This window comes from Psychrobacillus sp. OK028 (assembly GCF_900103605.1).
GTDB lineage: Bacteria > Bacillota > Bacilli > Bacillales_A > Planococcaceae > Psychrobacillus.
This window is the reverse complement of record NZ_FNHY01000007.1, coordinates 198,754-218,830: the sequence shown is the minus strand read 5'-3', so window position 1 is coordinate 218,830 and position 20,077 is coordinate 198,754. Positions and strand designations below refer to the sequence as shown.

Genomic DNA, 20,077 nt, shown 5'->3' with positions numbered 1-20,077 from the left:
TCACCTTATTTTAACCCTTCCGGTGTCGTCCAACGTTCTAGATAAGTAAAGAATATCTCTAAAATTATCGCTAACAACGCTGCTGGTATAGCACCAAGTAAGATTAACCCATCAATGCCACGAGTAATACCTAGGAAGATGAAATCTCCAAGTCCCCCAGCACCGATAAACGCTGCAAGGGTAGCAGTTCCGACATTAATAACAGCTGCAGTACGTACACCAGCCATAATCATTGGAATTGCTAGAGGAAGTTCGACTTTCAAAAGTATTTGAAGACTAGTCATCCCCATTCCCTTAGCCGCTTCTACTGTAGCTTTATTCACGTCTTTAATACCTGTATATGTATTTCTAATTATTGGAAGAAGAGAATACAAAAATAGAGCAGCAATTGCTGTATTTACACCAATACCGAAAATAGGAATCATAAAACCTAAAAGAGCTAAACTTGGAATGGTTTGCATGATGCCTGCCCCACCGAGTACTACTGTTGATAGCTTAGGAACTCGGGTTATTAAAATTCCTAAACCAATTCCAAGTACAATTGCGATTATCATAGAAAAGAAAACTAATTGAATATGAACAGAAGTTGCCTCTATAACTTCTGACCAACGCATTTCTGCTTGTTGAGTAAATTGCTCCCATATATTTAAATTATTCATTTATACCCTCCAATTCTGTCCACTGACTGGACAAAGCAGTGAGTAACGTACCACGAGTCACTATTCCAACTACTTTTTTTGCTTCATTTAAAACTGGTATGACACCGTATTTTACATTTGGCATCATCATAATTGCATCTTTAGCTGAGGCTGAATCAGTAAGAGTGTACTTTGGAACAATTAGGATTTCTTCAATAGACTGAATAGAGTTTACTTTTTTTATTAATTCATAGGCTGAAATGAGCCCGATAAATGTATCGTCATTCTCATCCTCAATGATTAACGAAGTAATTTTTTCTTGGCGCATCTTTAATAATGCCTTTTCGGGAGATCGATCAAGTACAGAGGTAACTACTTTAGTTGTCATTACACTAACTACAGGCATAAGTTCAGGGTTTTGTATAATTCTGTCCTTACCGATAAACTCCTCTACAAAAGTGGAAGCGGGTTCTAGTAATAACTTCTCTGGGGTATCTATTTGTAGTAAATTTCCATCTTTCATAATCGCAATGCGATCACCAAGCTTTAATGCTTCATCCATGTCATGTGTTACAAAAACAATTGTTTTCTTTAGCTTTCTTTGCAAAGAAATTATTTGGTCTTGTAGTTGATCACGAGTTATTGGATCTAAGGCGCCGAAGGGTTCGTCCATGAGCAGGACACGAGGGTTGGATGCCAGAGCTCTTGCCACTCCTACACGCTGTTGCTGTCCCCCTGAAAGTTCTTTAGGATAACGACTACCGTAAATTTCTGGATCAAGATCAACCAGTAAAAGTAACTCTTTTACTCGAGCTTTGATTTTTTCTTTGTCCCAGCCTTTTAGTTCGGGAACTATAGCGATATTTTTTTCTATTGTGTAATGGGGGAAGAGTCCGATTTGTTGAATAACATATCCTATATTACGACGTAGCTCTGAAGGATTTAACTTCGTAATATCATTTCCATCGATAGATATAGTCCCGTTTGTATGGGGAATCATGCGATTAATCATCTTCATGGTGGTTGATTTTCCAGAACCACTAGGTCCAATAAGAACTAAAAATTCTCCCTCTGGAACTTCAAAATTAACAGAATCCACTGCTTTAAAGCCGTCACTGTATACCTTGCTTACATGTTCAAATTTAATCATATATGCCTCCTTGGTTAATAGTTGTTTAAAAAGAAAATATTTACAGTTCTGAGAACATAAAAAAAGGACAACCTACAATTCCAATGGAGGAAAAGTAAGACGTCTCTATGTCATTGCCAAGACATACAGCATATGTTTCAAAGTGTGATTTTATCAAAATGGTAACTACCGTTGACGAGAGAAGTAAATAGCAATAGGTGCTGAATTATTATCAGCAGAGAAAGGATTCCCGTAGAGTGTGAATAGAAAAAGATGGGAGAAAATCGCCTGGTTTTTTAGAATAAAATCAATTATATAAATATTTCTTTAATTAATGATAACATTACTTACCTAGTAAAGCAAAAGGACTTCCAAAAAGGGACGATAGTTTAAAATTCCATAAATTTCTATTTATTTTAATTAGTGAATATTTTATTGTTATATACTTAAAATTCATACTTTACCAGTCGGATTAGTTAAATTAGTATTAGAGGAAAGATGTTTAAATATTTAATAATGAGTGAAATGAGGTAAGGAAATGAATATTGATCATTTAGAAGCATTTATGTATGTTGTGCATTTGAAGAGTATTCATAAAGCAGCAAGTGCCTTGTTTTTATCCCAGCCAACGGTCACTGCCAGGATTAAAACGCTAGAGAGAGAACTGAGTACCGAATTATTTACGAGAGAAGGCAGAGGACTTATACTCACCGAGCAAGGTCGAGCATTCATTCCATTTGCAGAGCAAATTATACAAACATATAAAGAAGGAAAGAAACAAATGAAGGAGCGAAATGAACAGGAGGAAATGGTCATCGGTGCTAATGTGGTGACCTCGCAATATTTCATCCCATATGTGCTGCCACAATGGAAAAAAAGTAATCCTGATGTGCATTTCAAATTTGTATCGGGAACCAATGATCTGTTATTAGAAAAACTACTACATAAACAGGTAGATTTAGCTTTTATTCGAAATCTATCGCATGATAATTTGCACACACAGGAAGCATTAGATAATTCTGTAAAGCTTGTTGTATATCCGGGCCATGCCCTATTAGAGCAACAAAATATTACAGTTAGTAGACTGGCAGAAGAGCCACTCGTGTTTTTCGAATGCGGAGCGTTTGACTGGAATCGCGTGCATAAATTATTTGAGGTAGAAAAAGTAGAGCCTAAGATTGAGTTTCAAGTAGATCATTTAGAAGTGGCAAAATCTATTATAAAAAGTCAATGTGCAATCGGGTTTTTACCATATCTATGCATCAAAAAAGAGTTAGAAAATGGAGAGCTACTTGAGGTGGATGTCTCCCATTTAATCCAAATAAAACAGCATATATTCCTAGCCTATACGAAAGAGGACGTTGTCATTTCTCCTATTTGGGAAGAAATACAAAGCTCTTTAAAAGCATTTTAAAGGTTTGATAGAGTTTTCCTATCAAACCTTTATTTTTTTCTATCAGAAAAAGTATTGCTTTAGTTCACTAATAGATGATAGGATAATACACATTACAAATGTCTGATTATTCATATTAGTTAACTAGGTATTATAATCTGATTGAAATGGGAGGTTTTCACATGACGAATAAAAGACAGATTAAGTTTGGTGCGATGATCCACGGGGTTGGAGGTAATATATCTGGCTGGAGACATCCAGAGGTGCAAACAAATGCTAGTGTGTCACTCGACTTTTATAAGCAACAGGCGCAAAAAGCGGAAGAGGGTAAATTTGACCTCGTTTTTATCGCAGATGGACTATATATAAATGAAAAATCGATTCCTCATTTTTTAAATCGTTTTGAACCTTTGACTATTTTATCTGCTCTTGCAGCGGTAACTTCTCGTATTGGACTTGTCGGTACAGTATCGACTTCTTACAGTGATCCATTTACAATTGCTCGTCAATTTGCATCACTCGACCATATTAGTGGAGGGCGTGCAGGATGGAACTTAGTAACAAGCCCTTTGGAGAGCTCAGCTTTAAATTACAATAAAACAATTGATCAGCATCCAGATCATGCAACACGATATAAAATTGCAGAGGAATATTTAGAAGTAACAAAGGGGCTTTGGGATTCATGGGATGATGATGCATTTGTAGGTGATAAAGAAAATGATATTTTCTTTGATCCATCAAAGCTACATCAACTAAATCATAATGGTGAATACTTTTCTGTACAGGGGCCTCTAAATATTGGACGTTCTAAACAAGGTCAGCCTGTCGTTTTCCAAGCAGGTTCCTCTGGAGCTGGTAAAAGTTTTGCAGCAAAAGGAGCAGATGCTATTTTTTCCGCGCCTTCCACACTTGAATCGGCCCAGAAATTTTATGCAGATGTGAAGAAGCAAGCTGCAGAATTTGGACGCAATCCTGAACAGCTAAATATATTCCCAGGTATTTCTCCAATTATCGGTGATACAGAGGAAGAGGCTGAGAGAAACTATGAAGAAATTGCTAATTTAGTATCGATCGATAAAGCTTTAGCATACTTAGGACGTTATTTTGAGCATCATGATTTCTCACAATATCCACTGGATGAAGCATTTCCAGACTTAGGTGAGTTGGGGAAAAACAGCTTTCAGAGTCATACAGACCGCATTAAACAGCAGGCCAAGGAGCAAAACCTAACGCTACGTCAGGTTGCTTTAAGAGAAGCAACACCTCGTTCAGCGTTTATCGGCACACCTGAAAAAATTGCTGATGTCATACAAACGTGGTTTGAGCAACGTGGCGCAGATGGATTTATCATTACGACACAGGTGCCGAATACACTAGATATCTTTGTGGAAAAGGTTGTACCAATCTTACAGCAGCGTGGTCTATATCGTGAAGAATATGAAGCAGATACATTAAGAGGGAATTTAGGACTTCCGTTTTTAGAAAGTCGTTATGTGAAAGAGCTAGTTTAGTAACATTCCGAAATAAGAAAAGAGGGATAAGATGATTGAAATCTCTAACCTTCACAAGAAGTTTGGAAAAAACGAAGTACTCAAAGGGATTGATATACAGGTCAATAAAGGGGATATTATTTCTATTTTAGGACCAAGTGGATCAGGAAAAACAACCTTGCTAAGGTGCTTAAACTATTTAGAGCGTCCAGATGAAGGCACTATAACGATAGATAATATCACAATAGATTCCAAAAAAGTGCATAAGAAAGATATTTACAGTATAAGGAAAAAATCCGCAATGGTTTTTCAAGGCTATAATCTTTTTCAGCATAAAACAGTTGTACAAAATGTGATGGAGGGCTTAGTTGTAGTACAAAAGAAAAGTGTCAAAGAAGCTCGTGAAATTGCATTAGAAATGCTAAAAAAGGTTGGCTTAGAGCAGAAAACGGATAGTTATCCTCTTCAGTTATCAGGAGGACAGCAGCAGCGGGTAGGGATTGCTCGGGCACTAGCGTTAAACCCGCAGGTGATACTTTTCGATGAACCAACATCTGCTCTTGATCCCGAGCTTGTCGGGGAAGTATTAGATGTGATTCGTAAAATCTCGCACGAAGGGATAACGATGATTATCGTGACGCATGAGATGAATTTTGCTCGAGAGGTTTCTAAAAGAGTAATTTTTATGGATGGCGGTGTCGTAGTGGAGGAAGGACATCCACGAGATATATTCACAGCTCCTAAGGAGGAACGTACGAAACAATTTTTGAAGAGAATGACACCGGAATTAGAGTATTCCATCTAAGAGAGCTAAATAGGAGGGAAGTATATGAGTTACAAACTTGGCATATTAGATCAAAGTCCAGTAATTGAAGGGGTATCCAACTTTGATACATTACAAAAGACTGTAGACTTAGTAAAAAAAGCAGAAGAGTGGGGGTATGAACGATTTTGGGTTTCGGAGCATCATAATTCAGATTTAGTAGCTGGTTCCTCTCCGGAAGTGTTGGTCTCCTACCTGCTGGCAAAAACATCGAGCATACGAATCGGCTCTGGTGGTGTTATGCTCCAGCATTATAGTCCTTATAAAGTAGCGGAAAATTTTCATGTTCTTTCTACATTAGAGCCTGGAAGGGTAGATTTAGGCATCGGAAAAGCACCTGGGGGATTACCGCTTTCAACAAAAGCATTACAATACGGTACGGTAAACACCGGTGAGGATTTTGAGGAGCGTTTAACGTTTCTACAGCAGCTAATCCATAACGCAGTCCCTGAAATACATGAATTCGCAGGTATCAAAGCTACTCCTACACCACCTACAAAACCAGAAACGTATTTGCTAGGAGCGAGTGTCAATAGTGCGAAGCTAGCAGCAGACTTAAAAATTTCCTTTGCGTTTGCAAAATTCTTTAATAGTGATCAGGAGGTTTTAAGGGACGCAGCCAAAACGTATCGCGACAACTATCCGCAAGGTACATTTATCGTTTCGGTTGCAGTCATTGCAGCACCGACCGAAGAAGAAGCAAAGGTGCTTGCAGGAAAACAAAAAATTGTAAAAGTTGTTTTAGCAAGTGGACGCACATTAACACTTCAAACTGTGGAACAGGCAGAAAAATTCGGCATAGAATCAGGTGAAGGATATGAAGTAAAAGAATTTGATGCAGATATTATTTATGGAACTTCTGAACAAGTAAAGGCTAGCTTAGATGAGTTACATGAATTATATGGAGCAGATGAGTTTATCCTCCACACTCCAATACCTAGTGCCGAAGAACGTTTACGCTCGTTTAAATTATTAAGCCCAAAGTATATAAACCAATTAGCAGTACATTCATAACTCTGGAGGTATAAAAATGGCACAAGAAATATCAGTAGTAGTTTGGTCAAAGCAAGGGTGTAGTTATTGCAACGAAGTGAAGGAATATTTAGCTGAACAAAATATTGAATATAAAACAGTAGATGTAACGATTCATGATGATTACCGGGATATTTTACATACCAAATACGGAGTTCGTCATGTCCCAGTGGTAGAAATCGGTCAAAACAATGTATACGAAGGTGTGACAGAGGTAGGAATCGAACACCTAATCGCAGCCTTAGCGGGTGTGCATGCGTAAAATTTTTTATTCTAAATACCGACTAAATCTATAGGTTTAATAAAAAAGGAGGATACAACTTGAAGAAATTAGTATTAGTTGCGTTGGTATTGGCGGTAGCATTTTTAGGAGCGTGCTCTTCTAACGTAGCAGAGTCCAAATCAGGAGTACAAAAGATAATTGTAGGAACAGGAACCCAATTTCCAAATGTTTGCTTCATTGATGAAAATGGCAAACTAACCGGCTACGATGTGGAATTAGTGCGTGCGATCGATGAAAAGCTAGAGGATTATGAATTTGAATTTAAAACGATGGACTTTACTAACCTCTTGCTAAGCTTAGAAACCAATAAAATCGATGTTGTTGCCCATCAAATGGAAGTAAATGAAGAGCGTCAGGAGAAATTTTTGTTCAACAAGGAGCCGTATAATGTTTTCCCGTTACAAATTGTCGTGAACGAAAATAATAATGATATTCAATCGATTGAAGATTTAGCAGGCAAAAAAATAGCAACCACAGCAACGAGCAATGCAGCAATTTTTATAGAAAAGTATAACAAAGAGCATAATTTAGGTGCAGAAATCGTGTATAGCACAACGGATATTAACAACCAGCTGCGTACTGGTCGAGTAGATGCAACTATTTCTACACCATTTGCAGCAGAATTCAATAACAAATATGCAGACGCACAGCAAAAGGTTGTCGGGGAGTCACTGTTAAATTCGAAAGTATTTTTCTTGCTTCAAAAGGAAAATACAGCGCTATCTGATAGCATCGATGAAGCGTTGATCGAGCTAAAAGAAGAAGGGGTAGTAAGTGCACTAAGTGAAGAATGGCTTGGAGCAGATTACACAGTAGGATTCTAAAGAAGGAGGGGTTTAAGCATGGGAAAGGTATTTGACCCTTCATTAATATTGGAATTTATCCCGACATTATTAAAATATCTTGGTGTGACGCTCGAGATTTTAGCGGTATCTATTCTGTTTGGCGTCCTAATAGGTATAGGTGCAGCGATCCCAAAGCTGTTTAACATTCCTGTTTTAAAGCAACTTGTTACCATATACATTTCATTCATAAGAGGAACACCGATTATTATTCAGCTGTTCCTCGTGTATTACGGATTACCAGCTTTACTAGCATTAATCCATATCGATATTACAAGAATGGATGCTTTTTTCTTTGTTATTATTACGTATTCAATTAGTAATGGAGCAATATTTGCAGAAATATTCCGTGGAGCTATTAACGCAGTAGAATTTGGTCAAACAGAGGCAGCTTATTCGATTGGGATGACTCCGTTCCATAACTTCACGCGAATTGTATTTCCTCAGGCTATCCGAGTGGCATTTCCAAATATCGCAAACACGGTTATAGGATCATTAAAGGATACTTCGTTAGCTTTTACAATTGGAATTATGGACATGATGGGTAGAGGGGAAACGTTAATAGCGTCCTCTGCACATGCATTAGAGGTATATATTGCTTTGTCGGTAATCTATTACGTTGTAGTCCTCATTCTAGAAAAAGGATTTAGACTTTTTGAGAAATATACTAATCGTTATCAAGGAACGGAAGCATCGGTTGCTTGATCGTAAAGGAGTTAACAGCTATGGGAATTGATATTCCATTTATATGGGTGGCTTTTAAAGAGATAGCAAAAGCAATCCCATTAACATTGATGTTAGCCATAGTTCCCATCATTTTTGGTTTCTTTATCGGGTTAGCAGTTACGTTAATAAGAGAGTACAGGGTGAAGGGGTTATATTCCATCGCAAACGGCTATGTCTCCTTTTTTAGAGGAACGCCAGCTATTATGCATATAATGCTCATTTACTTTGGTATTCCTTTACTGCTAGATAGAATTTTTGCATCGCTAAATATATCGTTTCAAACGAGTTCGATCCCAATTATCGTTTTTGTACTGTTCGCCTTATCCCTGACAGCGGGAGCGTATCTAGCTGAAATAATTCGCTCCGGTATATCGAGTGTGGCAAAAGGGCAAATGGAAGCTGCACATTCGATTGGGATGAGCACGTACCAAGCGATGACAAGGATACTTTTTCCACAGGCTTTAGCTGCATCGATCCCGAATTTAACGAATATTTCGGTTGGATTTTTACACTTAACGTCTATTGCTTTTCTTGTGTCGCAAAAAGAACTAACTGGAACGGCTAATATCGTGGCATCCTCAAACTTGAAGTTTTTAGAAGCATTTATAGCGGCTGGAATCATTTATTGGGGTCTTTCAATTATTATTGAAGGAATCTCTCATCTTATCGAAAAAAGAGTGAGGGAATATAGCAAGGGCGGAGTTGCTTAAAGTATAAGGAGGTTAGGATCTATGGGAAGTGTAATTACAATCGATGACATTCGAGTAGAGGAATTTGAGCAGGTTAGTGAGTTGCTTGTAGAAAGCTACTCGCAGTATCAGGAGTCATATGAAAGTAAGAAAGGCTGGCGAGATTATGCAGAAAGCTTGAGGGATTCCGTGCATAATCCATTCGTCGATCGGATTTTAGTAGCTAGAGATGGAGCAGAAATTTTAGGAAGCTTGCAGCTGTTTACGAACTCCGACACTGCATATCATATACCTGATTTAGCCATTTTCTCTCCAATTATTCGTATGCTTGGTGTAAGTCCTTCCGCGAGAGGAAAAGGCGTTGCCCAAGCATTGTTAAAAGAAAGTATTGGGTATGCTCGTGAAAAAGGAGCTGACCATATTTACTTGCATTCGACTGACCTTATGGCAGATGCGATGCGGTTATATGAATGGCTAGGGTTTAAACGAGATACATCCAAGGACTTTAACAAACTAAACTTTGTTGTAAAGTGTTTTAGATATGATATATAACCTTTGGTAAAAAATCTAAAAGAATGGGAAGTGGAGACTATTTCACAGGTAGAATTTAAAAAAGCATTAGGAAATTATCCGACAGGTGTAACAGTTATTACGACTTTGGATGAAAACAATAAACCAGTAGGATTAACGGCGAATTCATTTGCGTCAGTTTCGATTGATCCTTTACTCATCTTATGGTCCCTCGATAAAAATTCAAGCTTATACGACCCGTTTATACAGACGAGTAAATTTGCTATAAATATTTTAGCGGACGACCAAGAAAACTTGTGTAGCCTTTTTGCTTCGAAAGTGCCGGATCGATTTGGTCAATGTGTTTGGGAAGAGTCCGAGCGACAGTTACCTGTATTCCCAGGTGCACTCTCACAGCTGGAATGTGAGGTATATAACAAAATTGATGCAGGTGATCATATTATTTTCATCGGAAAAGTTATTCATATTACCAATGAAGACAAAAACCCATTGCTTTACCACAAACGAAATTTTGGAACGATTCCTGAAGAGTTTTATAAGAAGGTAGCGAATGTATAGTAGATAGATGGAAAAACGATTTCAACTAAGGAATCGTTTTTTTTAGATGTATTTAAAGAAAACAAAAGACAGTTTTAAATGGCTCTGTTAAAGGACAAGGTTGATTAATCATTGAGGACTCTGGAGAATGGGTTCTTTATATACAACTTGGTATGTATGTTAAAATAAATATAAGATTGTGAAAGTGTTCACTTAAACTAACGCGGCAGGTTAGTTTTAAGAAGACAATTACTTTTCTTTTTGAAGTATAATTTAAAGAGATTTAGTATGAAAGTGAGTGAGAATATTGAAATTTGTTTTTGATTTAGATGGAACAGTTTGTTTTAAAGGACAACCAGTATCTAGCAAGATACTTCATTCATTGTCGGAATTGACAAAAGCGGGTATTGAGGTCATTTTTGCTTCTGCAAGACCTATTCGAGATATGCTACCTGTTATAGACGAAACGTTTCATCATTATACAATGATTGGGGGAAATGGATCTTTAATCTCAAAAGAAAGAAAAGTAATCAAATCTAATTCATTTTCAACAAATGATATTACTGAAATTAAAAAACTTGTTAATCAATATAATGCTACTTATCTAATAGATGGTGATTGGAACTATGCTTATACTGGACCAGATACACATCCTATACTTCAAAATTTGGACCCTGCAAAATTAGGGGAAATGGTTAGCTTAGAATCTCTTGACTCAGTAGTTAAAGTTCTGTTTCTAACCTCAAATAATATGGATGAATTAGCAGATAAACTTTCAAAACTTAATGTATATGTAAATAAACATGGTAACGAGAATGTACTTGATATCAGCCCAAGTGGGATAAATAAATGGAGTGCTTTAAAGACTCTTGGGATAGAAGAAAATACATATATTGCTTTTGGGAACGATGCGAATGATATATCAATGTTTGAAAACGCATTGCATACAGTTATGATTGGCTATCACGAACATTTAGCCCCATTTGCAAAAGAGATTATTTCATTGAGTGGGGATTACGAACAGGAAATCGCAGAAAAAATACTTACTATTTTAAAGGAATATAGACCAATCCAAGTATAGTTCTTATTTCACTAACGAAGGAGAGTTTTTATATCACATTTGACTCAAAATGTGATATAGAAAAACCTCTTAAAGAGTAAGAGGTTTATGCAGATGCATGAGCATTTATTATTTGTTGAATAGCTGCTACAGCTTCTTCAAAGTTATCAAATAATTTAATAGTTTGAGACGCGAGATAGGTGATTTCGATTGTCCGAGAATGTTTTACACATTTCACGGTGATTTGAGGCTGGTCGTCAGTGCTAAATGTATATTGGATTTGAACATTGTTGAATTTACAAAGTGTTTCTAGCATTCTTAGTAGTTTTTCTTTTGACATTTTCTTGTCTCCTTCCTCGATAGTGGAAGATAACTAATAACAGTCTAGATGTTCCCAGTACTATTGTTGGACTTTGGTGAAGCTTAACACACGTTGTTGTGCTTGTATATTGGGAAAATTACTTAGCAGTTCGACAATAATTTTGTAATAAATGGGCAGGTGCTTATTCAACTAACGGGTGCTTTAGTAAGAAAAACTGACATCAAAATACAATGAGCTTGGAGACACACTCCCATCTCATATTTAGTCCATTTTAAATCAACCTTTACCTTTAACATAGCCTTTTAATTGTATCTATACTAGACGCAATTTCGAAAAGTACTTACATAGCGAGTGTATAAAAAAGCCGATTCCCAAAAAGGAATCGGTTTTTCAGCATATCTATTCTTTACTAATAAATCCAGCTTCTTGAAGGAACTCTTTCGCAACAAGTTCAACCATCTGGCCTTCATTATCCACTTTTGCATTCATTTCTTGCATCGCTGTTTCATCAATTTTACCTGCTAGTTCTAAAAGTACTTCTTCAATTTCCGGGTATTGTTCTAATATTTCTGTACGTGCTAAGGGAAGTGCATGATAAGGTGGGAAATAGCTCTTATCATCTTCTAACACACGTAAATTATACATTTGTAATTGCCCATCGGTTGTATAAGAGTTAATTACATCTACCTCTTTAGAATTGATGGAACGATACATAATTCCGTGGTCCATTCCTTTTACATCCTTAAATTGTAGATCGTATTCTTCTTGAAACCCTGGCAATCCATCGGGACGATCGATAAATTCAAATACAGCACCTAGTATAAAATCATCCGAAACTTTCGCAAAGTCACTAAATGTTTTTACTCCTAATGACTCAGCCTCAGCTTCATCGAGCGCTAATGTATACGTATTGTTGAATCCAAAAGATTCTAGGGCCGTAATGCCATCCGCTGAAACTAACTCTTTTGTTTTCGCTAGCGTTTCGTCTGCATTCCCAGCAGTTTCTTGATAATAGTTTATAACGATAGTGCCTGTATAGTCAGCAATTATGTCAATTTTATCATTCAACATAGCAGTCCAAACAACGTTAGATCCACCAAGGTTTTCTTTATAGATTACATCAATCCCTGTTTTTTCCTCAATTAATTGTCCCATAATATTTGATAAAATAATACTTTCCGTATTATTTCGAGACCCTACGATCAAGGCATCCTTTTCGATGAATATACAGCCTGACAGTGTAGTAACTAACAGTAGTAATGTTATGCATTTTATAAACGTTTTTTTCGTCATATGAATCACCTTATTTTAACCCTTCCGGTGTCGTCCAACGTTCCAGATAAGTGAAGAATATCTCCAAAATAATTGCTAACATCGCTGCTGGAATAGCACCAAGTAAAATTAACCCATCAATACCGCGAGTAATTCCTAGGAAGATGAAATCACCTAGACCACCAGCACCGATAAACGCCGCAAGTGTAGCAGTTCCGACGTTAATAACAGCGGCAGTACGAACGCCAGCCATAATCATTGGAATCGCTAGGGGTAGTTCAACTTTTAACAGTACTTGTAGACTAGTCATCCCCATCCCTTTCGCAGCTTCTACAGTTGCTTTGTTGACATCTTTAATACCTGTATATGTGTTTCTTATTATTGGAAGTAGGGAATACAAAAATAGAGCGGCGATTGCTGTATTTACACCAATACCGAAAATAGGAATCATAAAACCTAATAGTGCTAAACTCGGAATGGTTTGCATGATACCGGCACCACCGAGTACTACTGTTGAGAGCTGTGGAACTCGGGTTATTAAAATTCCTAAACCAATTCCAAGTACAATAGCAATTAGCATAGAAAAGAAAACTAATTGTATATGCACGGAAGTTGCTTCTATTACTTCTGACCAACGCATTTCTGCTTGTTGCATAAATTGTTCCCATATATTTAAATTATTCATTTATACCCTCCAATTCTGTCCACTGACTGGACAAAGCAGTGAGTAACGTACCACGAGTCACTATTCCAACTACTTTTTTTGCTTCGTTTAAAACCGGTATAACCCCGTATTTTACATTGGGCATCATCATAATTGCATCTTTAGCCGAGGCTTTATCAGTCAGAGTGTGCTCAGGGACTATCAGGATTTCCTCAATTGACTGAATGGAGCTTACTTTTTTAATTAATTCATAAGCAGAGATTAGACCAACAAATGTATCGTCTTGCTCATCTTCAATGATTAACGAAGTAATTTTTTCTTGGCGCATCTTTAACAAAGCTTTTTCGGGTGAGCGATCAAGCACAGAGGTTACTACTTTTGTTGTCATTACACTGACAACAGGCATAAGCTCAGGATTTTGTATAATTCTGTCCTTACCGATAAAGTCCTCTACAAAAGTGGAAGCAGGTTCTAGTAATATTTTCTCCGGGGTGTCTATTTGAAGTAGATTTCCGTCTTTCATAATTGCAATACGGTCACCAAGTTTTAATGCTTCATCCATATCATGTGTCACAAAAACAATTGTTTTCTTTAGTTTTCTTTGTAAAGAGATTATTTGATCTTGTAGTTGATCACGGGTTATTGGATCTAAGGCACCAAAGGGTTCATCCATGAGAAGGACACGAGGGTCAGATGCTAGAGCTCTTGCCACTCCAACTCGTTGTTGTTGTCCACCTGAAAGTTCTTTAGGGTAACGACTTGCATAAATATCTGGATCAAGGTCAACCATTTTAAGTAACTCTCTAACTCGAGTTTTGATTTTCTCTTTGTCCCAACCTTTTAGTTCTGGAACAATTGCAATATTTTTTTCAATCGTGTAGTGGGGGAAGAGTCCAATTTGTTGAATAACATATCCGATATTGCGACGTAGTTCGGAAGGATTTAACTTTTTAATATCAGTTCCATCAATGGATATAGTTCCGTTTGTGTGTGGAATCATTCGATTAATCATCTTCATAGTTGTTGATTTTCCAGAACCACTAGGTCCAATAAGAACTAAAAATTCACCCTCTGGAACTTCAAAATTAACGGAATCTACCGCTTTAAAGCCGTCTGTGTACACTTTACTTACTTGTTCGAATTTAATCATTTGTACCTCCTTGGTTAATAATTATTTAATAGTAAAATATTTACATTATTTTGCCGTACAAAAAAAGGACTACCTACAATTCCAGAGCGGGAAAAGTGAGGCGTCTCTATGCCATTGCTAAGACATACAGCAAATGTTTCAACATGTGATTTTATCAAAATGGTAGCTACCTAAGACGAGAGAAGTAAATAGCAATTGGTGCGGATTTGTCATCTGCATAGGATGGATTCCCGTAGAATGTGAATTGAATAAGGTGGGAGAAAATCGTCTGGCTTTTTAGAATAAAATCAATTATGTAAATAATTTCTTCTCTAAGGGTAACACTTATATCCTAGTTATGCAAAGGGATTTCCAACTAAAAACAGTTTTAACCGTTTAACAAGTTTAAATCGTACTAAAATTTTATTAACGGCTAGTACTCATCAATGCTATTAATTATTTGCGGAAACATCCGTAAATTAGGTAAGATGAGATGAGTACTGGCGTTCCAGCTAGAGGAGGTTCACCATTGAAAATACTCGGAGCAGTCCTAATGTTTATAGGTGCATTGATGCTCGCTATTTTTATGTTTGCAGATTTAACAATGAGTTTTAATATATGGATTACAGGTTTCTTGATCAGCATGGTTATAGCTGCTGCAGGAACAGTAACGCTCATCATATACTTAGCAAAAGGCATCAAAGCAGATAAAGCTTCGAAAAACGATTTCAAATAAGAAATCGTTTTTTCTTTGTGTAAGAGACATTCCGTGGTAGTTGTATAGCATTCATTGGTATACAAAACACATCTCAAAAATTAAAAGCAGTTCCAATATTACTCCATCGTAAAATTGGAACTGCTTTATTTTATGTCTAGTTCGTAGCCTTTGTTCTCCTTTACTGCGGGCATGGATAGAGGTGTAGTCTTTCCCCAAGCGCTTGTCGGTGGGTAGTCGCTGTTCCACTCCGAACAACTAATATTTCAAAGTCCCTTGCGATTCAGCGTAATCCATTTGCGATTTATACTAAAACTCGACTGACTTGCGATTTTCGGTACGACATTTGCGATTTCCCCGAAGTAAATTGCGATTTTCATAGTCGACCTTGCGAATTAGCGTGATCTATTTGCGATTCGTGCTAAAACTCGATTCGACTTGCGATTTTCGGTACGGCATTTGCGATTTCCCCGAAGTATATTGCGATTTCCAAAGTCGATCTTGCGATTCAGGGTGATCCATTTGCGATTCGTACTAAATCATGATTCGATTTGCAATTTGTGTCCCCACATTTACCGTAGACGTGGAGCTAGTTTTTGGATTTATGGAGAACACTTCTGACTCAGTCTTTTGGAGGTTTCGTTCTGCCAAAAAGAATCTTCATATATCTACTTTTAAGCTGCTATAATAATCATCAAATTTCTGGGTAATTGCATCAAAAGTATCCTTTGTAATGCTTGGTAATTCCTTGCCCCATGCAGCTGTTGCTTGACTAAATCCTTCTGTAACAGCTTCTTGCATTTTCTTCATGAGCTTTTCATCTCCACCAGTTAAGGCTAATGCGAACTCGAAGATCCGTTCAGAGGTTTTTTTCACTCCAAACTCGCCATCTTCTGATATGGCTTCAGTTGCTGCTACTTTAGTTTCCGCATCTACCGTATACTCACCACTAGCGATGAATTTCCATACATCATTAATACTGGACAAACTATTTCCCTGTGTAGCAAATGATTCACGTACAAAATCAATTAATTTTTGTTTGTTTTGTTCTTGCTCTGTTTTTAATTGTTCAATTAATGTACTGCGTTCCGCCTCAGTCATTTTTAAGGGAGATTTTGTGTTTGAAGCAGCGGTTAAAGCTTCACTAGATATTTCCACTTTATCCTTGCTTGGTAATATACTTGATTCGATAGGATCTTGTTTTTTTGATACTCTAGTTGATTGATTAGAATATAGGTCCCGGCTATTAACATTAGTATTTCTATTTACTTCCATCTAAATCCTCTCCTAACATTTTGAGTATGAAAATTGAAGACAATCTTACTATGATTATCGGTCTTTTAACATTAAAATGTAGGGACATTTTGAGACTCTTTGTTTAGAAAGGCTGTATCTGATAGTACCACTTAAAAGGATATTACCAAATCGACTAAAAGCCGTTTTCTGATTGAACAGAAGAACGGCTTTTTATGTTGCTAACTTTATTTCCTATTCATCATTCCGATTACGTCCACCACATCTGACCAATAGAATCTTTCACAATAACTGGTTTTAAGTTTTCAACTGCTTTCGTGAAACCCTCTTCGATTGACATCAATCCGTCCTCATGTTCGATACTTACTACATAATCATAGCCATATAATCGTAGAGTACTAATGATGTCTGCCCACGTTTTTTGATCGTGTCCAAAGCCGACGGATCTAAAATACCAAGCGCGATCACGCATATCGGCATAGTCGGTCATATCTGTGAGTCCATTTCGATTCATATTTTGCTGATCAATAATAGTGTCCTTTGCATGGAAATGATGGATGGCATTCTCCCGGCCAAGTATTTTTATAGCTTCCACTGGGTCAATACCTTGCCACCACAAATGGCTAGGGTCAAGATTAGCGCCGATCATCGGTCCACAGGCTTCTCTTAAGCGCAGTAGTGTAGCAGGAGTATGTACAGAGAATCCCCCATGTAATTCTAATCCAATTTTCACGTTAAGTGACTGTGCTAAATCATTTTTTTCTTTCCAGTATGGTATTAGTTTTTCTTCCCATTGCCATTTTAATATTTCTTGAAAATCATTTGGCCATGCGGCTACCGGCCAGTTAGGATAAAGGGCATTTTCATGATCTCCCGGGCAACCCGAGAATGTATTTACTACGGCCACACCTAACTTTGATGCAAGATGAAGTGTTTTTATAAATAATTCATCGGCAGGCTCTGCAATTTTCTTCTGTGGATGCAGCGGGTTTGCATGACAGCTTAGCGCACTGATGGTTAATCCATAGTCACTGATCTTTTGCTTAAAACTTTCTAATTTCGTTTCATCATTTAACAATTCATCCACCTTACAGTGAGCGTCTCCTGGATATCCACCAGTACCTAGTTCAATCGCTTCTATTCCTTTAGAAGAAACATAGCCTAACATATCTTCAAAACTTTTATCGGAGAAGAGTACCGTAAATACACCTAATTTCAAAATATTAACCTCCTAAACTTATCAGAATATACAGTAATGTAAACCGTTACATTATTAACATATAGAAAATATTCCTGTAAATCAATAGTTTTTCAGAAATAAAAAATTAATATTGACGAATAATTCGGAATATAATACCATATGGATGTAAACGATTTCATTTTGAGGTTTTTGATGAAGTCAGAGAAAGTGAGACTACGTAGATGGCAAACATTCAACAAGTGGCTAAACAAGCAGGAGTTTCCGTTGCCACAGTATCCAGAGTACTTAACGGACAAAATACAGTATCGTCCAAAACACGTATTAAAGTAGAAGAGGCTATAAAAAATTTAAATTATGAGCCTAGTATGTTGGGCAGGAACCTAAGAAATTCAGAAAGCAGGATTTTATTAATATTGATTCCGAGCATTTCTAACCCTTTCTACTTAGAAATTATTAAAGGAATTGAACAGGTCGCCCTTAGTCAAAACTACAACATACTATTGTGTGAAACTGATTCAAATCCGGAGAAAGAAAATATTTACTTTGACCTAGTGAGGAAAAAGATGGCGGATGGAATTATTTCAATGGATCCAGCGGTTAATATCGATACATTGAAAGAGTTAGCTGAAAAATATTCCATTATTCAATGTAGTGAGTATAACCTCGATAGTGGGATTCCTTACGTATCGATAGATAATGAAGAAGCCTCTTATCGAGCGGTCAAGCATTTGATACAAATAGGTCATAAAAAGATTGCACTCATGAATTCCGACGAGAAATTTTTATATGCGAGACAGAGGGAAATGGGATACCAACGAGCATTAGAGGAGCACGGTATACCCTTGAACGAAGATTATATAATTTATACAAAGCATCTAGGGTTTGAGCATGGTCAGCAAGCTATGAAAAAGATATTAGCGATTCAGGATCGCCCGACAGCTATATTTGCGGTATCAGATCTATTAGCAATTGGTGCACTCAAAGAGATTAATGCATCTGGATTACATGTGCCAAATGATGTAGCAGTAGTAGGTTTTGATAAAATTGATTTTTCTAGTATGACAAATCCAACGCTTACTACAATTGCACAGCCTATGTTTAAGATGGGTACTGTGGCAGGCGAAATGTTAATCGATAAGATCAGAGGAGAGCATGTCGATAATGTCATCTTGAATCATGAGCTAGTCCTTCGAGAGTCTACATAAGAATTACAACTAAGATCAGCGCTCTGTTATTAAAAGAGTTTAATAATAGAGCGTTGCCCTTAGTTACTTATGTAATCGATTACAAAAGGGGAGCAGTTCATTAAATTCAAGGGGGAATAGTGTTGAAGAAGTTGATAATTGTGTGTTTATCTTTAGTGACAGTCCTTATGTTGGCGGCATGTAGTGATGATACGAATTCTGCAAATGGAAAAGAAGACGATAAGCTTAAAATCGGTATTTCTTTACCTTCTGCAACACACGGATGGATGGGAGCACTAATTGATAGTGCTGAAAAACAAGCAAAAGCACTTAAAGAAAGTGATGGCATTGAATATGTGATGACAAATGCCGCGGATCCAAATAAACAAGCAAATGATATAGACGATTTAATCGCACAAGGTGTGGATGTTATTGTCATGCTTCCAATTGAATCTGCAGCACTTTCACCTGTAGGACAAAAAATTAAAGATGCCGGCATACCTTTAGTAATAGTAGACCGTGAGCTTGAAAATGATGCGGCTACAGTTGTTGTAAAAGGGGACAATGAAGGTATTGGAGTAAATGCCGGTAAGTATTTTGTGGAAAAGTTAAATGGAAAAGGGAAAGTTGTAGAAATTTCCGGACCACCAAGTTCGGTTACAGAGCAACGCGGTTCAGGATTTAAAGAAGCAATGGAAAGTGCAGAAGGAATGGAAATAATTGCTTCACAGAGTGGTGACTTCTCTACTGAAAAATCACTTGAAGTAATGCAAAACCTTTTACAAGCACATCCACACATAGATGCAGTATTTACACAGGATGATGGAATGGCGCTTGGTGTATTACAAGCTATTAAAGAAGCAAAACGTACAGATATTCAATTTGTAACAGGTGCTGGCGGTGGGAAAGCAGTATTTGAAGATATCAAAGCAGACGGTATTATAACTGCAACATTCCTTTATTCACCTACGATGGTAGAGGACGCGGTGAAAATTGCAGCGGATATCGCAAAAGGGAATGAGCCAAAAGAATCGATGGTTGTAAAAGAAGCTACTCAAGTAACGAAAGAAAACGTAGAAGAGTTCTACGATGCGGAATCTAAATTTTAAATGAATAGTAGGAAATACAATAGTTGTGTAAGCAGTTGTTGTATTTCCTATTTT

General features: G+C 37.1%; 22 protein-coding genes. 14 read left to right on the top strand and 8 right to left on the bottom strand.

What is annotated here, in order from left to right; genetic code table 11:
* Nucleotides 1–5 precede the first annotated feature (5 nt).
* Both BLR36_RS13385 and BLR36_RS13380 read right to left on the bottom strand, forming a co-directional pair.
* Entirely contained in the window at nucleotides 6–659 is a 654-nt protein-coding gene (locus BLR36_RS13385; RefSeq protein ID WP_093062244.1) for an ABC transporter permease, read from the bottom strand.
* Complete coding sequence (locus BLR36_RS13380) at nucleotides 652–1,788, bottom strand: betaine/proline/choline family ABC transporter ATP-binding protein (RefSeq protein ID WP_093062243.1); 1,137 nt, start codon at nucleotides 1,786–1,788, stop codon at nucleotides 652–654. Before BLR36_RS13380 ends, BLR36_RS13385 begins: the two co-directional genes overlap by 8 nt.
* 517 nt (nucleotides 1,789–2,305) lie before the next feature.
* Between BLR36_RS13380 and BLR36_RS13375 the strand changes: the two genes are divergently transcribed.
* The 11 genes from BLR36_RS13375 (at nucleotide 2,306) to BLR36_RS13325 (ending at nucleotide 11,194) form a co-directional block, all read left to right on the top strand.
* The gene (locus BLR36_RS13375) at nucleotides 2,306–3,181 is read left to right on the top strand and encodes a LysR family transcriptional regulator (protein WP_093062242.1); all 876 of its coding nucleotides are present in this window, start codon (nucleotides 2,306–2,308) and stop codon (nucleotides 3,179–3,181) included.
* Between the two features lie 161 nt (nucleotides 3,182–3,342).
* Nucleotides 3,343–4,671: an LLM class flavin-dependent oxidoreductase gene (locus BLR36_RS13370; protein WP_093062241.1), complete on the top strand. Its 1,329-nt coding sequence runs from the start codon at nucleotides 3,343–3,345 to the stop codon at nucleotides 4,669–4,671.
* Between the two features lie 31 nt (nucleotides 4,672–4,702).
* Entirely contained in the window at nucleotides 4,703–5,455 is a 753-nt protein-coding gene (locus BLR36_RS13365; RefSeq protein ID WP_093062240.1) for an amino acid ABC transporter ATP-binding protein, read from the top strand.
* Between the two features lie 24 nt (nucleotides 5,456–5,479).
* Complete coding sequence (locus BLR36_RS13360; protein ID WP_093062239.1) at nucleotides 5,480–6,487, top strand: LLM class flavin-dependent oxidoreductase; 1,008 nt, start codon at nucleotides 5,480–5,482, stop codon at nucleotides 6,485–6,487.
* Nucleotides 6,488–6,503: 16 nt separating this feature from the next.
* Nucleotides 6,504–6,767, top strand: a complete 264-nt coding sequence (locus BLR36_RS13355; RefSeq protein WP_093062238.1) for a glutaredoxin family protein — start codon at nucleotides 6,504–6,506, stop codon at nucleotides 6,765–6,767.
* Between the two features lie 59 nt (nucleotides 6,768–6,826).
* Nucleotides 6,827–7,612, top strand: a complete 786-nt coding sequence (locus BLR36_RS13350; RefSeq protein ID WP_093062237.1) for a transporter substrate-binding domain-containing protein — start codon at nucleotides 6,827–6,829, stop codon at nucleotides 7,610–7,612.
* An 18-nt stretch (nucleotides 7,613–7,630) separates the two neighbouring features.
* Nucleotides 7,631–8,335: an amino acid ABC transporter permease gene (locus BLR36_RS13345; RefSeq protein ID WP_093062236.1), complete on the top strand. Its 705-nt coding sequence runs from the start codon at nucleotides 7,631–7,633 to the stop codon at nucleotides 8,333–8,335.
* A 20-nt stretch (nucleotides 8,336–8,355) separates the two neighbouring features.
* Complete coding sequence (locus BLR36_RS13340) at nucleotides 8,356–9,066, top strand: amino acid ABC transporter permease (RefSeq protein WP_093062235.1); 711 nt, start codon at nucleotides 8,356–8,358, stop codon at nucleotides 9,064–9,066.
* Between the two features lie 21 nt (nucleotides 9,067–9,087).
* Nucleotides 9,088–9,597 carry a GNAT family N-acetyltransferase gene (locus BLR36_RS13335; RefSeq protein ID WP_093062234.1) on the top strand — a complete coding sequence of 170 codons (510 nt, stop codon included), beginning with the start codon at nucleotides 9,088–9,090 and terminating at the stop codon, nucleotides 9,595–9,597.
* 3 nt (nucleotides 9,598–9,600) lie between these two features.
* Nucleotides 9,601–10,134 (top strand): flavin reductase family protein, encoded by a 534-nt coding sequence (locus tag BLR36_RS13330; protein ID WP_254771416.1) that lies wholly within the window; start codon nucleotides 9,601–9,603, stop codon nucleotides 10,132–10,134.
* A gap of 286 nt (nucleotides 10,135–10,420) precedes the next feature.
* On the top strand, nucleotides 10,421–11,194 hold the full coding sequence (locus tag BLR36_RS13325; protein WP_093062233.1) for an HAD-IIB family hydrolase: 774 nt from the start codon (nucleotides 10,421–10,423) through the stop codon (nucleotides 11,192–11,194).
* An 85-nt stretch (nucleotides 11,195–11,279) separates the two neighbouring features.
* Here the strand turns inward: BLR36_RS13325 and BLR36_RS13320 are convergent, their stop codons facing one another.
* The 4 genes from BLR36_RS13320 to BLR36_RS13305 all read right to left on the bottom strand — a co-directional run bounded on the left by BLR36_RS13320 (nucleotide 11,280) and on the right by BLR36_RS13305 (nucleotide 14,581).
* The gene (locus BLR36_RS13320) at nucleotides 11,280–11,513 is read right to left on the bottom strand and encodes a hypothetical protein (protein ID WP_093062232.1); all 234 of its coding nucleotides are present in this window, start codon (nucleotides 11,511–11,513) and stop codon (nucleotides 11,280–11,282) included.
* Between the two features lie 381 nt (nucleotides 11,514–11,894).
* Nucleotides 11,895–12,788: a glycine betaine ABC transporter substrate-binding protein gene (locus BLR36_RS13315; protein WP_093062296.1), complete on the bottom strand. Its 894-nt coding sequence runs from the start codon at nucleotides 12,786–12,788 to the stop codon at nucleotides 11,895–11,897.
* Between the two features lie 10 nt (nucleotides 12,789–12,798).
* Entirely contained in the window at nucleotides 12,799–13,452 is a 654-nt protein-coding gene (locus tag BLR36_RS13310; protein WP_093062231.1) for an ABC transporter permease, read from the bottom strand.
* Nucleotides 13,445–14,581, bottom strand: coding sequence for a betaine/proline/choline family ABC transporter ATP-binding protein (locus BLR36_RS13305; protein WP_093062230.1), 1,137 nt, complete (start codon nucleotides 14,579–14,581; stop codon nucleotides 13,445–13,447). The genes BLR36_RS13310 and BLR36_RS13305 overlap by 8 nt, the downstream gene beginning before the upstream one ends.
* A gap of 508 nt (nucleotides 14,582–15,089) precedes the next feature.
* On the opposite strand from BLR36_RS13305, the gene BLR36_RS13300 reads away from it, so the two are divergent.
* Nucleotides 15,090–15,296: a hypothetical protein gene (locus tag BLR36_RS13300; protein WP_093062229.1), complete on the top strand. Its 207-nt coding sequence runs from the start codon at nucleotides 15,090–15,092 to the stop codon at nucleotides 15,294–15,296.
* A gap of 639 nt (nucleotides 15,297–15,935) precedes the next feature.
* On the opposite strand, the gene BLR36_RS13295 is transcribed toward BLR36_RS13300, so the two are convergent.
* Entirely contained in the window at nucleotides 15,936–16,550 is a 615-nt protein-coding gene (locus BLR36_RS13295; protein WP_093062228.1) for a hypothetical protein, read from the bottom strand.
* A gap of 229 nt (nucleotides 16,551–16,779) precedes the next feature.
* Nucleotides 16,780–17,748, bottom strand: coding sequence for a sugar phosphate isomerase/epimerase family protein (locus BLR36_RS13290; protein ID WP_093062227.1), 969 nt, complete (start codon nucleotides 17,746–17,748; stop codon nucleotides 16,780–16,782).
* Between the two features lie 203 nt (nucleotides 17,749–17,951).
* On the opposite strand from BLR36_RS13290, the gene BLR36_RS13285 reads away from it, so the two are divergent.
* Both BLR36_RS13285 and BLR36_RS13280 read left to right on the top strand, forming a co-directional pair.
* Nucleotides 17,952–18,935 (top strand): LacI family DNA-binding transcriptional regulator, encoded by a 984-nt coding sequence (locus tag BLR36_RS13285; protein WP_093062226.1) that lies wholly within the window; start codon nucleotides 17,952–17,954, stop codon nucleotides 18,933–18,935.
* 122 nt (nucleotides 18,936–19,057) lie between these two features.
* Nucleotides 19,058–20,023, top strand: coding sequence for a substrate-binding domain-containing protein (locus tag BLR36_RS13280; RefSeq protein ID WP_093062225.1), 966 nt, complete (start codon nucleotides 19,058–19,060; stop codon nucleotides 20,021–20,023).
* Nucleotides 20,024–20,077: the final 54 nt, after the last annotated feature.

Excerpts from the sequence above, each read along its gene's own strand:
- BLR36_RS13385 (WP_093062244.1), bottom strand. The coding sequence starts at position 659 with ATGAATAATTTAAATATATGGGAGCAATTTACTCAACAAGCAGAAATG.
- BLR36_RS13380 (WP_093062243.1), bottom strand. The coding sequence starts at position 1,788 with ATGATTAAATTTGAACATGTAAGCAAGGTATACAGTGACGGCTTTAAA.
- BLR36_RS13375 (WP_093062242.1), top strand. The coding sequence starts at position 2,306 with ATGAATATTGATCATTTAGAAGCATTTATGTATGTTGTGCATTTGAAG.
- BLR36_RS13370 (WP_093062241.1), top strand. The coding sequence starts at position 3,343 with ATGACGAATAAAAGACAGATTAAGTTTGGTGCGATGATCCACGGGGTT.
- BLR36_RS13365 (WP_093062240.1), top strand. The coding sequence starts at position 4,703 with ATGATTGAAATCTCTAACCTTCACAAGAAGTTTGGAAAAAACGAAGTA.
- BLR36_RS13360 (WP_093062239.1), top strand. The coding sequence starts at position 5,480 with ATGAGTTACAAACTTGGCATATTAGATCAAAGTCCAGTAATTGAAGGG.
- BLR36_RS13355 (WP_093062238.1), top strand. The coding sequence starts at position 6,504 with ATGGCACAAGAAATATCAGTAGTAGTTTGGTCAAAGCAAGGGTGTAGT.
- BLR36_RS13345 (WP_093062236.1), top strand. The coding sequence starts at position 7,631 with ATGGGAAAGGTATTTGACCCTTCATTAATATTGGAATTTATCCCGACA.
- BLR36_RS13340 (WP_093062235.1), top strand. The coding sequence starts at position 8,356 with ATGGGAATTGATATTCCATTTATATGGGTGGCTTTTAAAGAGATAGCA.
- BLR36_RS13335 (WP_093062234.1), top strand. The coding sequence starts at position 9,088 with ATGGGAAGTGTAATTACAATCGATGACATTCGAGTAGAGGAATTTGAG.
- BLR36_RS13320 (WP_093062232.1), bottom strand. The coding sequence starts at position 11,513 with ATGTCAAAAGAAAAACTACTAAGAATGCTAGAAACACTTTGTAAATTC.
- BLR36_RS13315 (WP_093062296.1), bottom strand. The coding sequence starts at position 12,788 with ATGACGAAAAAAACGTTTATAAAATGCATAACATTACTACTGTTAGTT.
- BLR36_RS13310 (WP_093062231.1), bottom strand. The coding sequence starts at position 13,452 with ATGAATAATTTAAATATATGGGAACAATTTATGCAACAAGCAGAAATG.
- BLR36_RS13305 (WP_093062230.1), bottom strand. The coding sequence starts at position 14,581 with ATGATTAAATTCGAACAAGTAAGTAAAGTGTACACAGACGGCTTTAAA.
- BLR36_RS13295 (WP_093062228.1), bottom strand. The coding sequence starts at position 16,550 with ATGGAAGTAAATAGAAATACTAATGTTAATAGCCGGGACCTATATTCT.
- BLR36_RS13285 (WP_093062226.1), top strand. The coding sequence starts at position 17,952 with ATGGCAAACATTCAACAAGTGGCTAAACAAGCAGGAGTTTCCGTTGCC.